We start from the raw sequence: 12,274 nt of genomic DNA on the forward strand, positions 1-12,274 counted from the left end.
GAGGCGGTAAAGGGTTGGAATAGAAAGAAGCAGCATCCAGATGGATGCTGCTTCTTTCTATTCTATTTCTAAATCAACAATTAAGTAAGCGAGTATCACAACAAAGAAAATGCTAACGGCTGGTGCTGTTAATACGTGTCCAGACATAAAGCCGATACCGAGCGATAAGACGAGTGTGCTAGCTAGTAGCATATGTTTTACGCTAAATAGTCTCTTGAAGTTTGTGATGATGCGAATGAATATTTTTATACCGAAATAAAGAAGAGGCAATAAGTACATAAGGAATCCAACAATTCCGAATGCGAAGAATAGGTCGTGGAAATCCATTTCGACTAACTTCATTTTCGTTGTGTAGTTACCAGCGTACCCCATTCCAAATAGTTTTTGAGATAGTGGTGCTTCTTTATAGTATTGTTTATATACTTTTAAAAACTTGTCGCGATCACTGTAAATTAAACTTTTCATTTCAGAGTCTGTTAGTTCGCCTTGCTTATGTTCTTCTTCTGTAACTACTTTTCCTTCTTTTCTGTCTTTTTCTTCTTGTACTGATTTTTTGTATTCATATATTTGTAAATGGATGGTCATGTTTTTTGCGATAGGAGTTTGCGGTGTAAGTACGAGTAACCCTCCTAATACGACAGCAGCAACAACTGTATTTACAAGATATGTGAATCCTTTTCCTTCTTTTTTACGATGTATCATATATTCAATGAATAAGAAGAACAGGGCGATACCAAGTGTAATAACGATGGCACCATAGCCTACTTTCGTTCCGATCATAATGCTTGCATACATTGCAACTACAGTTGGAATCCAGTAATAAGCTTTTGAGAAAGAAGTTGTTTTATGAACTGAGTATAAGACAACGATTGGGAACATAATTGCAAAAATGGAACTTAAATCATTTCCAGCAAAGAACCATCCTCTTGAACCGATCTTTGAGTTCGGATAGCTTGGGAAATCTGTACCAGTTGCCATAGCCGCGATAATTGAAATACTTAAAATTAACGTTGCATATAAGAAATACGTAATGATTTTATGAAACGCGTAGTCGTTATTTTTTAATTCTTTTAGTGCGATAATATATCCAAACAGTAGTACTATTGGATATACACTTTTCAAAATAAATTTCACTTCTTCTCCAAATGAAACTGGAGATTTGACCATTAAATTATTCACAAGGCCAATTGCGAGTACAATGCCAAATAGACATAAATAAAGAATATACTTTTTCGCGCCTTGTTGTTTATGATGAAGAAGTAGATAACCTAATGCAAGAAGCATAAAGGCGAAACGGACTACGATTCCGACTGTTGCACTCATGTGTAATACATAGATTGAAAAAGACGTTAATAAATCTAAAATTGGTTGCAACACAATGAATAGCAGTAGGAAATGCGGGAAGTAGTTATCCGTCTGTTTGAACTTAGTAACCATATGTTCCTCCATTTCTTCATTCCTTTATTTCAGAACCTCTATATAAATAGGAAGGAGAATGAATTTCTATATTTAATTTTTATATCAGACTTAAGAATACACCATTTCATTGTAATGGTAAATAGATGAAGAGAGGTGATAAACCGACTTTAATTTCTATATTTTTCAACGGAATTGTATGTTTTATACAAGATCATATACAAATTACGAGATTATTAGACAGAAAATTGAGAAAAAAAGAAGGGTTTTTCACCACCTTTCTATAATTATATAAGTATAATCTTTATGTAGAAAAGAGGGGTATATATAATGGAAGTAACAAGTAAAACAGAATCTGTCATTGTGAAATATGAGGGGCACGTTGCAACGGTTATGGTCAATCGCCCAGAGGTGTTAAATGCATTAGATGAGCCAACATTAAAAGAGTTATTACAAAAATTGAAAGAAGTAGCGGAGAGTTCTGCACACATTGTTGTGTTATGCGGAAACGGCCGTGGTTTTTCTGCGGGTGGAGATATTAAATCGATGCTTTCAAGTAATGATGAAAGCAAGTTTGATGGCATTATGAATACCATTTCTGAAGTTGTTGTGGCTTTATATACGATGCCGAAGCTTGTTATTAGTGCGATTCATGGACCAACTGCTGGTCTTGGGTTAAGTATTGCGTTAACAGCTGACTATGTGATGGCAGATATATCATCCGTTATTGCGATGAACTTTATTGGAATCGCTTTAATTCCAGATGGTGGTGGCCATTTCTTCCTTCAAAAGCGCGTCGGTGAAAATATGACGAAGCAAATTATTTGGGAAGGAAAGAAATTATCAGCAACAGAAGCGCTTGATATCGGTTTAATTGATGAAGTAATCGGCGAGGATTTCCAAACGGCTGTGAAGCAAAAAATTAGTGAATGGTCACAAAAGCCGATTAAAGCGATGATTCAAACGAAGCAAATTTTATGTGAAGTAAATCGCTCCAATTTAGAACAAACGCTGCAACTTGAAAAGCGCGGCCAATATGCGATGAGACAAACAGCGGATCATAAAGAAGGCATTGCTGCATTTTTAGAAAAACGTTTGCCTGCATTTAAAGGGGAATAAAGTGAAATTTGAATTAATGGTAGTTTTACTGCCGGTTAATTTAAGGTAAAGGGGAGAAAGTGCTAACACATTTTAGTATAATTGTGTTAGCACTTTTTTTTAGGAGTAATATATGAAGAAAATTATCGGTGTTATCGGCATGATTGTAATAGCATATTATGCTTTGCATAGTACACCATCTATGGCTGTGCGAACTGCATTGTTTTTTGAAGGGCATCCAAGCGTTGCGTTTTCTGGCGAAGTGACGAAAGAAAAAAATGTGAAAAAAGAAGCAATTCCAGTTGAGTACGAAACTCTATATGGTAAGGAAGAAGAATTAGAGCACTATTTCTTTCCTCACGTAAGGGCACATGGGTCAGGAATTGATATGCTTAGTGCGTGCGTGAAGAAAAAATGGTTTTTCTATAAAGCAGAGCTCGGATGTTATTAAACATAGGAGGATGAATGATGTCAGCATATAACAAGTTAGTAAGAGATCGTGTTCCAGAGAAGATTTTGATGTCTGGAAAAACATATACAGCACAAAAATTAACAGGACAAGCATACATACAAGCTTTAGCGAAAATTGGAACGGAAGAAATTCGTGAATTTGCTTCTATGAAAGAGCGTGAACATGCGCTAGATTCTCTTGCGGATGCACTGGAAGTGATCATTTCATTAGCGCGTGCAGAAGGTGCAACAATTGAAGATATAGAACGTCTTCGTAAGAAAAAAGAAATAGAGCGCGGTGGATTTGAAAGAGGCATTTATTTGTTGGATGTTTCAGAAGAATAGTTTCGTAGGGAAAGCATAGCGTTAGTGAGTAACGCTATGCTTTTTTGTTGCAATTAAACTAATAATGAAGAAGATAGCTGTTAATACCCAGCCAATTGTAATAGAAGTAGTAGTGTGAACGGCATAAGAAACTTGTAAACAAAATAATGATGCTAAAAACCAAATGAGTGCAATGTGTATATATTTTTTTGATATATTCATATTTATAACTCCTTTTGTATACTAAAAAGAATTTTACCGCAATTTAGAAAATTAAGCTATATGAGTAGAGGATTTATAGTAAATTCGGTATACTAAATAATAGAGAAAATGAGGAGGGAACGACAATGGCACATCATACGAAAGAAACGATGGAACTTATTAAGGAGCTTGTCTCTATTCCAAGTCCATCTGGAAATACAGAGAAAATCATTCGTTTTATTGAAAACTATGTAAGTGAGTGGAATGTAGAAACGAAGCGTAACAATAAAGGCGCTCTTATTTTAACGGTAAAAGGGAAAAATGATGCACAGCACCGTTTATTAACGGCACACGTTGATACGTTAGGTGCGATGGTGAAAGAAATTAAGCCTGACGGTCGTCTAAGTCTTTCTATGATTGGCGGATTTCGCTGGAACTCTGTAGAAGGAGAATATTGCGAAATTGAAACATCAAGCGGTAAGACGTATACAGGAACGATTTTAATGCATCAAACATCTGTGCATGTATATAAAGATGCAGGTGAAGCGAAACGAGACGAGAAAAATATTGAGGTTCGTATTGATGAGCGTGTCTTTTCAGCTGATGAAGTACGCGAATTAGGAATTGAAGTAGGAGATTTCGTTTCATTTGACCCGCGCGTTCAAATTACAGAGAGTGGATACATAAAATCACGTCATTTAGATGACAAAGTAAGTGTTGCGATTTTATTAAAATTAATTAAGAGATTACAAGATGAAAACGTAACATTACCATATACAACTCATTTCTTAATTTCTAATAATGAAGAGATTGGATACGGTGGTAACTCTAACATTCCAGAAGAAACGGTTGAGTATTTAGCGGTTGATATGGGAGCGTTAGGTGATGGACAAGCATCTGACGAATATACTGTATCTATTTGTGCAAAAGACTCTAGTGGTCCGTATCATTATGCACTGCGTAAACATTTAGTAGAGCTTGCAAAAACGAACAATATCGAATATAAAGTAGATATTTATCCGTACTACGGATCGGATGCATCAGCTGCGATTCACGCTGGATTTGATGTGAAACATGCATTAATTGGAGCGGGTATTGATTCTTCTCATGCATTTGAGCGTACACATGAAAGTTCGATTGCACATACAGAAGCACTTGTTTATGCATATGTATTATCAGAGATGATTGCAGAATAAGAAAAGAAATAGGCTACCTCTAGTAGCCTATTTTTTGTTGGTAGAGAAATCGACTTTATTTTACAATATTAAGAAAGTAGGTTTACTACATAATTCGAGTATTATAAAATGATAGAGGCGCATTAATTTTTTTTGTTCGGATTTATCGAGATTTATATATTAAGATTACGCGTTATTAAAAGATGATTGTTGAGAGGAGTATTATTTTTTATGAAGTATCGTGCAGTCGCGGCAGGTATTTTAGCCGCAAGTTTATTATCGTCTCCAGTAAGTAGTTTCGCAGCAGCGAAGAAGTTTTCAGATGTTCCTACATGGGCGCAAGAATCAGTTAATTATTTAGTAGAAAAAAAAGCGCTTGATGGAAAGCCAGATGGAACGTTTTCTCCATCTGAAGCAGTAGATAGAGGATCAGCTGCAAAAATCATAGCAGTCGTTCTTGGTTTACCGATTGATCCAAAAGCAAAACCATCTTTTAAAGACGCACAGAGCCATTGGGCAGCGCCGTACATTGCTGCAGTGGAAAAAGCAGGTGCAATTAATGGAGATGGTACTGGTAATTTCAATCCATTCGGCAAAATGAACCGTGCATCTATGGCATCTATGTTAGTACAAGCGTACTCATTAGATAAGAAGATTATTGGAGAACTTCCAACACAGTTTAAAGATTTGGAACCTCATTGGGGTAAGAAGCAAGCTAATATTTTAGTAGCTTTAGAGATTTCTAATGGTACGGGAAATGGCTGGAATCCTGAAGGAACTGTAACTCGTGCAGAAGCAGCTCAGTTCATTGCGAAGGCCGATAAAGATAAAACAAATACATCAAAAAGAATGTATATGAACAGAAACTTTATTACATATCATCAACCATCATTATCATCTGGTATTACTGACGTTCAGCATAAGCCACAAATGGTTGAAGTGAAAGAGCAAAGAGCAGACGGCTGGTTGAAAATTGTAACAAGTAAAGGCGAGAAGTGGACACCTTTACAAGAAAAAACAGAAACAATTAACCAAGACTTTACTGCATATGAAACAGCTTCACATAGTTCTAAAGTGCTAGGTACATATAATGCACAAACAGTAACGATTATGGAAGAGAGTGGCAGCTGGATTCGTATCCGCGTAGGCGCTGGTTTCCAGTGGGTTGATAAAAATCAATTAAACCCAGTAAAACAAGATAACTTCTTAGAAGGTAAAGCAATTATTATTGATCCAGGTCACGGTGGAATTGACTCGGGTAATCCTGGTTATTATGAGAAAGAAAGTGAAACTGTATTAGATGTATCATTACGATTACAGAAAATATTTGAGCAAAAGGCACCATTTACTGTGATGTTCACTCGTACAGATAATACACGTCCAGGAACAAGTGGTCCTGATTCATTAAAGAAACGTGTAGAATTTGCACAGGAACATAACGGAGATATTTTTGTAAGTATTCATGGTAACGGTACGGATGATAAAAAAGGGCACGGTACAGAAACATTCTATTATGCAGCAGCACCGACAAGATCAACGAATCCATATGTAGAAGACAGTAAGTTATTAGCAAAAAAAATTCAAGACCGTCTTGTAGTAGCACTTGGAACAACAGACCGTGGTGTGAAAAAAGGTGATCTATATGTAATTAGAGAAAATACAATGCCAGCTGTATTAACAGAATTAGCATTTGTAGATAACAAAAGTGATGCAGATAAAATTGCTACACCAAAACAGAGACAAGCTGCAGCGGAAGCGATTTATCAAGGTATTTTAGATTATTACGAAGCAAAGGGTAATAGCGTATCTTCTTTCCGTTAATAAATCAAAAGAGATTGCCAATAGGCAGTCTCTTTTATTTATCCCGCTTTAATGGGCAGTAAGACCCCCACCTTAAAATTCAGCGAAAGCAAAGAATTTAGGTGGGGGATCAACTGCCCATTAAAGTCCGATTGGTTCAACTAATAATCAGTGGCGGATGAAGAAAACCCCCACTGATTAAAGTTTCACTTTATTAACGTTTCTCTTTATTTCCGGCATGTGATATCATTTAATTTTACGTAAAAAAGATATTCGAATAATTGTAATCATAATAATTTTAAACGATAAAGGATGATAATAGATTGAGTAATCATAGTACAACACCTGCATGTATATATACGTATGCATTTCGCGAAGAGGAGCGTGCTTTATGTTACTTGGAAATGCGCTCGTTCTTTGGAACGGAGTCTCACGTTAATATTTTGAAAAGTGATGTCAAAATTGCCCCGAGTAGAAGTGCGTTTATTAAAGAGCGCGTTGAGGTTATGTATGAAGGAGACGACTTAGAAAGTATTTTAAAACAAGTAGAACAAATTGATTTGGCGGGGGCGTCATTTAAAGTTATCTTCGTTAAAATCAATGATCTTGGTAAAGAAAATAAAATTGAATATGGGGAAAGACGTCTCATTGAACGCGACCTCGGTATGCATATTGAAGGAGAAGCAGATGTTCGTAATCCAGAGCGTGTATTTGGGATTGTTCCTCTTGGAGGACGCTGGTACTTCGGACACTATGTAGAAAGTGAACCAGTTTGGTATCATCACATAAAAAAACCGCATAGTTATTCGACATCTCTTAGCACACGTGTTGCGAGATCAGTTGCAAATATTGCTGTACCAAATCCAGAGGGAGTACGAGCAATTGACCCGTGCTGCGGTATTGGAACAGTAGTAGTAGAAGCACTTTCTATGGGGATTAACATCGTTGGTAGAGATATTAATCCACTGGTAGTTCTTGGAACGAGAAAAAACATCGCACATTTCGGATTTGAAGGAACAGTAACAATAGGTCCAATCGAGGAAATTACTGAGAACTACGACGTTGCCATTATCGATATGCCGTACGACTTATTTACGCATGCAACACCAGAAGACCAGTTCTCCATTCTTTCAAGTGCGCGCCGCATCGCTAAAAAGGTAGTCGTTGTCACGATGGAAACAATGGACGACATGATCCATGAAGCAGGATTCGAAATTACAGATCGCTGTGTTACAAGAAAAGGATCATTTACTAGACAAATTCTTGTTTGTGAATAAGAAAGGAAGGTCACCCGTTTAGGTGACCTTTTTTGTTTGATATTGATGTGTGATTGGTTGGTAGTGTAGATAGATGAATTAGCGGAATTTGTCGGTAAGTCGATATCCTATGTCGAATCGTCGATATCGTTACATTAGTATATTACTGTTCTTTTAATTTCTCTTGTTGTGCAAGTAATAAATTGCGTAAGACGTGCCCGCGGTAACTTTCTAGTTTTCGTCCTTCAAGATAGCGCACGCCTAATTTTTTTAATTCAGCTACGTACCAGCCTTTCGTTCCGTAATACATTGGATCACTTCCTTTTTGCTTTTGAACAGTATATGTTGGGGGGGGAAGTAACTTTCCATTGAAAATAATAAGCCTAGTTGTATCAAGGTGTTCCATAAAATAGTTTCCGGACCGTGTATAAAAAAATAGACAGTAGTGTATGCTTTTTTACACAATGTATACAAATTTATACCCTATATATTGGCATGATATTTGCAATGAAAATAGTATCAACATATAGGGGAGAGATAGAAATGAAGGTTAGTAAAGTGTACACGACGATTGATGCTCATGTAGCTGGGGAACCGCTTCGAATTATTACAGGCGGAGTGCCAGAAATAAAAGGAGAAACGCAGCTAGAAAGACGCGCATATTGTATGGAACATTTGGATCATCTTCGCGAAGTTCTTATGTATGAACCGAGAGGACATCACGGTATGTACGGTTGTATCATTACTCCGCCTGCGAGTGTTCATGCTGATTTTGGCGTATTATTTATGCACAATGAAGGCTGGAGTACGATGTGTGGGCACGGCATTATCGCTGTTATTACAGTCGGAATTGAAACGGGTATGTTTGAAGTGACAGGTGAGAAACAAAAGTTCATTATTGATAGCCCTGCTGGGGAAGTGATTGCGTATGCAACATATAACGGGAGCGAAGTAGAGTCCGTATCATTTGAAAATGTCCCTTCATTTGTATACAAAAAAGACGTTCCTATTAAAATAGATGACTATGAATTTCAGGTAGATATCGCGTTTGGCGGAGCCTTTTATGCTGTCGTGGATAGTAAAGAATTTGGTTTGAAAGTTGATTTCAAAGACTTAGCTGCTATTCAAATGTGGGGCGGTAAAATTAAGCGCTACATCGAGAGCCAAATGGAAGTAAAGCACCCACTTGAAGAAGGGTTAAAAGGAATATATGGCGTTATTTTCTCAGATGAACCGAAAGGGGAAGACGCAACTTAAATGTAACGATCTTCGCTGATGGGCAAGTGGACCGTTCTCCTTGCGGTACAGGAACTTCCGCAAGAATCGCAACTCTTTTTGAAAGAGAAGCCTTACAAAAGGGAGAGATTTTCGTCCATGAATGCATTACTGACGGGAAATTCGAGGGGGAAGTATTGTCGGTAACCGCAGTAGATACATATGAAGCTGTCGTTCCAAAAGTAACAGGGCATGCATTTATTACAGGATTTCATCAGTTCGTTGTAGACCCGAGAGATGATTTGAACCGGGGATTTTTGTTAGGATAGAAGATAGAAGGGGGAGATGAACAAATATGCTAGTCATAAGCGCGAACGAACAACGAAACTTAGTAAATATGAACGAAGCCATTGAATACGCGGCGCTTGCTTTAAAAGAATTTTCCGCAGAAAGAACAATCACGCCAATTCGCGGCTCATTACCATTTGCGAACGAGAAAAATACGGCATTAATTATGCCTTCAGTAGCGGAAGGACTTGAGGCGCTTGGCTTAAAAGTAGTAACAGTAGTCCCTGAGAACAAAAAGATAGGAAAGAAAACGATAAACGGGATTGTTATGCTATCTGACTTTCAAACGGGAGAACCGCTCGCACTTTTAGAAGGATCCTACTTAACGATGATCCGAACAGGGGCCCTATCAGGAGTAGCGACAAAACATTTAGCTCGTCATAACGCAAAAACTTTATGCATAATCGGGACAGGCGAACAGGCGAAGGGAATTGCCGAAGCAGTATTTGCGGTGAGAGATATCGAAAAAGTCATTTTATACAATCGAACAGAAGAAAAAGCGTATGCATTCTCGCAATATATACAAGAGAAATTCAATAAACCTGCTTATGTTCACACAAATGCAAACGAAGCAATAAGCGAAGCAGACATTATCGTCACAACTACGAACGCATCCACACCAGTCTTCTCAGAAAAACTACAAAAAGGCGTCCACATAAACGCCGTCGGCTCATTCAAACCGAACATGCAAGAACTACCATCTCACGCCATCGCGGGCGCAAATAAAGTAGTAGTCGAATCAAAAGAAGCAGCACTAGAAGAAACAGGTGATCTTCAAGTTCCAGTGCGAGAAGGTTTATTCAAAGCAAGCGACATCCACGCCGAACTCGGACAAATCATAAGCGGAGAAAAAGCCGGCCGCGAAAAAGATGAAGAGATTACCGTTTTTAAATCAGTTGGTTTGGCGGTAGTAGACATTATCGTTGCGAAGTATTTGTATGAGAAAGCAGTGGAGCGTGGGGTGGGGAATAGGATTGAGTTTTGAGGGAGACTGCCTTTTGGTGGTCTTTTATTTTGGGGATAAGTTCCTTTATTTGGCGACTTATATATTTTTGTACATGAAAGTGTGTTGAGATTGTGGTGTTCTTTTTGTTTATGATGCGTGTATGCATTTCAAATGTGATGTGTAAGGATTGCGGATAACGGATATTGTACTGTGAATGGCAGCTGGGGTACTAAATATTGGACACAACTTAGTGAGAAGTATAGGGAGTAGTGTTATTGATGTAAGAGGTAATATAAATATAAGGGATGCTAAGCAAGCTCTATTTATGGATAGAAATATGTTTAATGTATTAGCAACAGGTGTTTTTGAGTGTTGTTTTAATGTGCTTTATGCTTTTTTATGTGAATATGAAAAATTTACAGGGTACCAGTCTCCGAAATTTGAGGTTGCTTCTGCAGCTGCTATTTTAGAAAAGGTTAGTCCCTCACTTCACGCCAGCTAAAAACCTCACACCCAAAAACAAAGGGGAACTCAATTGTTCAAACTCATATAAAGTTTCAATCTTGTCTAAGCATCCATTAGGATATACAATTGATCATCTATTTTTCTTTACATAATCTCCAGATACAGTCCATATCAACTATAGATTCTTGTCTTATGCTAAATGTAATCAAAAAGCAAGTAGATAAAGATAATGACTAAAACATTAACTCTAGATACTTTTTTGATGAATATTACAAATAAACAGGAGGTAATGAAAAATGATTAAAACATTATTAGCAGGAGCACTTTTAAGTACAGGATTGGTAGCGGGAGGTACAGTGGGTGCAGATGATGCGAAAATGGACAATTTAAAATCAAATGAAGGTAGTTCAAATCAAGTAATTACCCAGAGTGCAGATGGAACAACGTCTTTCTCACAAGACTTTGATTTACCTAAAGATGCAGTGCCAGCAACTCCTAAAGGAGACGCAAAAACTGTTGAAAGAACAGAAGGTACAGGTTCTCAAGAAGGAAAAATGGTACCAACAAAAGAAGGTACAGATTCTCAATCTGGATTTGAAATGGGAGCCCCTGAAAAACCAGGACATGCAAAAACTGTTGAAAGAACAGAGGGTACAGACTCTCAAGAAGGAAAAATGGTACCAACAAAAGAAGGAAATTAAATAATATATAGTTATAACGAAGAGCATCCAAAAAGTGGTGCTCTTTTTATATTATAGGGATTAACTAGTTTTACTGAATATAGAACTGTAGGAGGAATTGAGGCTAGAATATGGGTTACTGTCTCTTCAAATTATGGTGTTTGAAGCACTAGTTTTGGTGGTGACGTTACAACATAAACATTTTATTAGAGATTTTTTAAATTTACATACACTCTAGATAGACTACATATCAACTTCAGATACTTGTTTTATGATACAAGTAATCAAACAAAAGGAGGGCAATACAAAATGATTACAACAGTATTAACGGGGCACTCTTTTAAGTACAGGAGATTATTAACAGGTGGAGAAAATGTTGAAGATGTACAGACAGATCACAACATATTCCATATGAACAAAATGAATTGCAGCAAACTCTAGAAAAGTACGATTCGAAGAAGTTTGAGTTATAAAAAGAAAATAGATAAATATAGTGAAATAGATAAATTAACAAGAGAAAAGTACTTTGTGTATATCACAGGTGATTTTTATTTTCATTTGGATATAGGACTTGAATCAAACTTTTATACTAAAATATATACGGCAAAAAGGAGGGAGTATATTGCACAAAATTATTTATGGAATATTAATTTTAATGTATACTTTGTATTCATTTTTTGTAAGTGACGGAAGTGAAGTAAGGTTTATTATGTTGTTAACTATAGTACTTATCTTTTCTGTGGTTTTAGAAAAAGGAAATGCAAACAAAACGACTGATTAAGGGTCGTTTTGTTTGCACTTTTTTAATTGGCTATTACAGTCCAGATGTTTTAGGGGGAGCACCAAATTTCGTTTTTGGGACACTATTAAATTTTTAGTTGATGAAAACACCCGCCTAAA

At 36.9% G+C, this 12,274-nt stretch carries 13 protein-coding genes and 1 pseudogene; 11 read left to right on the plus strand and 3 right to left on the minus strand.

The window, feature by feature from the left end:
• Nucleotides 1-57: 57 nt before the first annotated feature.
• Nucleotides 58-1,437 (minus strand): O-antigen ligase family protein, encoded by a 1,380-nt coding sequence (locus tag NHG49_RS04835; RefSeq protein WP_098275412.1) that lies wholly within the window; start codon nucleotides 1,435-1,437, stop codon nucleotides 58-60.
• 309 nt (nucleotides 1,438-1,746) lie between these two features.
• On the opposite strand from NHG49_RS04835, the gene NHG49_RS04840 reads away from it, so the two are divergent.
• From NHG49_RS04840 to NHG49_RS04850, 3 genes are all read left to right on the plus strand, one after another.
• Nucleotides 1,747-2,535 (plus strand): enoyl-CoA hydratase, encoded by a 789-nt coding sequence (locus NHG49_RS04840; protein ID WP_064473730.1) that lies wholly within the window; start codon nucleotides 1,747-1,749, stop codon nucleotides 2,533-2,535.
• Between the two features lie 112 nt (nucleotides 2,536-2,647).
• Nucleotides 2,648-2,965 (plus strand): hypothetical protein, encoded by a 318-nt coding sequence (locus NHG49_RS04845; protein WP_064473731.1) that lies wholly within the window; start codon nucleotides 2,648-2,650, stop codon nucleotides 2,963-2,965.
• A 17-nt stretch (nucleotides 2,966-2,982) separates the two neighbouring features.
• Nucleotides 2,983-3,309, plus strand: coding sequence for a nucleoside triphosphate pyrophosphohydrolase (locus tag NHG49_RS04850; protein ID WP_064473732.1), 327 nt, complete (start codon nucleotides 2,983-2,985; stop codon nucleotides 3,307-3,309).
• Between the two features lie 21 nt (nucleotides 3,310-3,330).
• Here the strand turns inward: NHG49_RS04850 and NHG49_RS04855 are convergent, their stop codons facing one another.
• Nucleotides 3,331-3,510 carry a hypothetical protein gene (locus NHG49_RS04855; RefSeq protein ID WP_063263308.1) on the minus strand — a complete coding sequence of 60 codons (180 nt, stop codon included), beginning with the start codon at nucleotides 3,508-3,510 and terminating at the stop codon, nucleotides 3,331-3,333.
• A gap of 125 nt (nucleotides 3,511-3,635) precedes the next feature.
• On the opposite strand from NHG49_RS04855, the gene NHG49_RS04860 reads away from it, so the two are divergent.
• The 3 genes from NHG49_RS04860 to NHG49_RS04870 all read left to right on the plus strand — a co-directional run bounded on the left by NHG49_RS04860 (nucleotide 3,636) and on the right by NHG49_RS04870 (nucleotide 7,741).
• Nucleotides 3,636-4,685, plus strand: coding sequence for a M42 family metallopeptidase (locus tag NHG49_RS04860; RefSeq protein ID WP_064473733.1), 1,050 nt, complete (start codon nucleotides 3,636-3,638; stop codon nucleotides 4,683-4,685).
• 210 nt (nucleotides 4,686-4,895) lie between these two features.
• Nucleotides 4,896-6,485, plus strand: a complete 1,590-nt coding sequence (locus NHG49_RS04865; protein ID WP_064473734.1) for an N-acetylmuramoyl-L-alanine amidase — start codon at nucleotides 4,896-4,898, stop codon at nucleotides 6,483-6,485.
• A 302-nt stretch (nucleotides 6,486-6,787) separates the two neighbouring features.
• The gene (locus tag NHG49_RS04870; RefSeq protein WP_064473735.1) at nucleotides 6,788-7,741 is read left to right on the plus strand and encodes a TRM11 family SAM-dependent methyltransferase; all 954 of its coding nucleotides are present in this window, start codon (nucleotides 6,788-6,790) and stop codon (nucleotides 7,739-7,741) included.
• Nucleotides 7,742-7,883: 142 nt separating this feature from the next.
• Here NHG49_RS04870 and NHG49_RS04875 read toward each other — a convergent pair whose 3' ends face one another.
• A complete protein-coding gene (locus tag NHG49_RS04875; RefSeq protein WP_098275409.1) occupies nucleotides 7,884-8,126 on the minus strand; it encodes a YflJ family protein in 243 nt (80 codons plus the stop codon).
• Between the two features lie 137 nt (nucleotides 8,127-8,263).
• Between NHG49_RS04875 and NHG49_RS04880 the strand changes: the two are divergent.
• From NHG49_RS04880 to NHG49_RS04900, 5 genes and pseudogenes are all read left to right on the plus strand, one after another.
• Nucleotides 8,264-9,264 (plus strand): annotated as a pseudogene (locus NHG49_RS04880) (proline racemase family protein).
• Nucleotides 9,265-9,290: 26 nt separating this feature from the next.
• Nucleotides 9,291-10,268: an ornithine cyclodeaminase family protein gene (locus NHG49_RS04885; protein ID WP_064473737.1), complete on the plus strand. Its 978-nt coding sequence runs from the start codon at nucleotides 9,291-9,293 to the stop codon at nucleotides 10,266-10,268.
• A 175-nt stretch (nucleotides 10,269-10,443) separates the two neighbouring features.
• A complete protein-coding gene (locus tag NHG49_RS04890; RefSeq protein WP_064473738.1) occupies nucleotides 10,444-10,731 on the plus strand; it encodes a hypothetical protein in 288 nt (95 codons plus the stop codon).
• A gap of 259 nt (nucleotides 10,732-10,990) precedes the next feature.
• Nucleotides 10,991-11,395, plus strand: coding sequence for a hypothetical protein (locus tag NHG49_RS04895; protein ID WP_064473739.1), 405 nt, complete (start codon nucleotides 10,991-10,993; stop codon nucleotides 11,393-11,395).
• 601 nt (nucleotides 11,396-11,996) lie between these two features.
• Entirely contained in the window at nucleotides 11,997-12,155 is a 159-nt protein-coding gene (locus NHG49_RS04900; protein WP_002159080.1) for a hypothetical protein, read from the plus strand.
• Nucleotides 12,156-12,274: the final 119 nt, after the last annotated feature.

The sequence above is a fragment of the Bacillus sp. IBL03825 genome (assembly GCF_024712505.1).
Lineage (GTDB): Bacteria > Bacillota > Bacilli > Bacillales > Bacillaceae_G > Bacillus_A > Bacillus_A wiedmannii.

Excerpts from the sequence above, each read along its gene's own strand:
- NHG49_RS04835 (WP_098275412.1), bottom strand. The coding sequence starts at position 1,437 with ATGGTTACTAAGTTCAAACAGACGGATAACTACTTCCCGCATTTCCTA.
- NHG49_RS04840 (WP_064473730.1), top strand. The coding sequence starts at position 1,747 with ATGGAAGTAACAAGTAAAACAGAATCTGTCATTGTGAAATATGAGGGG.
- NHG49_RS04845 (WP_064473731.1), top strand. The coding sequence starts at position 2,648 with ATGAAGAAAATTATCGGTGTTATCGGCATGATTGTAATAGCATATTAT.
- NHG49_RS04850 (WP_064473732.1), top strand. The coding sequence starts at position 2,983 with ATGTCAGCATATAACAAGTTAGTAAGAGATCGTGTTCCAGAGAAGATT.
- NHG49_RS04855 (WP_063263308.1), bottom strand. The coding sequence starts at position 3,510 with ATGAATATATCAAAAAAATATATACACATTGCACTCATTTGGTTTTTA.
- NHG49_RS04860 (WP_064473733.1), top strand. The coding sequence starts at position 3,636 with ATGGCACATCATACGAAAGAAACGATGGAACTTATTAAGGAGCTTGTC.
- NHG49_RS04865 (WP_064473734.1), top strand. The coding sequence starts at position 4,896 with ATGAAGTATCGTGCAGTCGCGGCAGGTATTTTAGCCGCAAGTTTATTA.
- NHG49_RS04875 (WP_098275409.1), bottom strand. The coding sequence starts at position 8,126 with ATGGAACACCTTGATACAACTAGGCTTATTATTTTCAATGGAAAGTTA.
- NHG49_RS04885 (WP_064473737.1), top strand. The coding sequence starts at position 9,291 with ATGCTAGTCATAAGCGCGAACGAACAACGAAACTTAGTAAATATGAAC.
- NHG49_RS04890 (WP_064473738.1), top strand. The coding sequence starts at position 10,444 with ATGGCAGCTGGGGTACTAAATATTGGACACAACTTAGTGAGAAGTATA.
- NHG49_RS04895 (WP_064473739.1), top strand. The coding sequence starts at position 10,991 with ATGATTAAAACATTATTAGCAGGAGCACTTTTAAGTACAGGATTGGTA.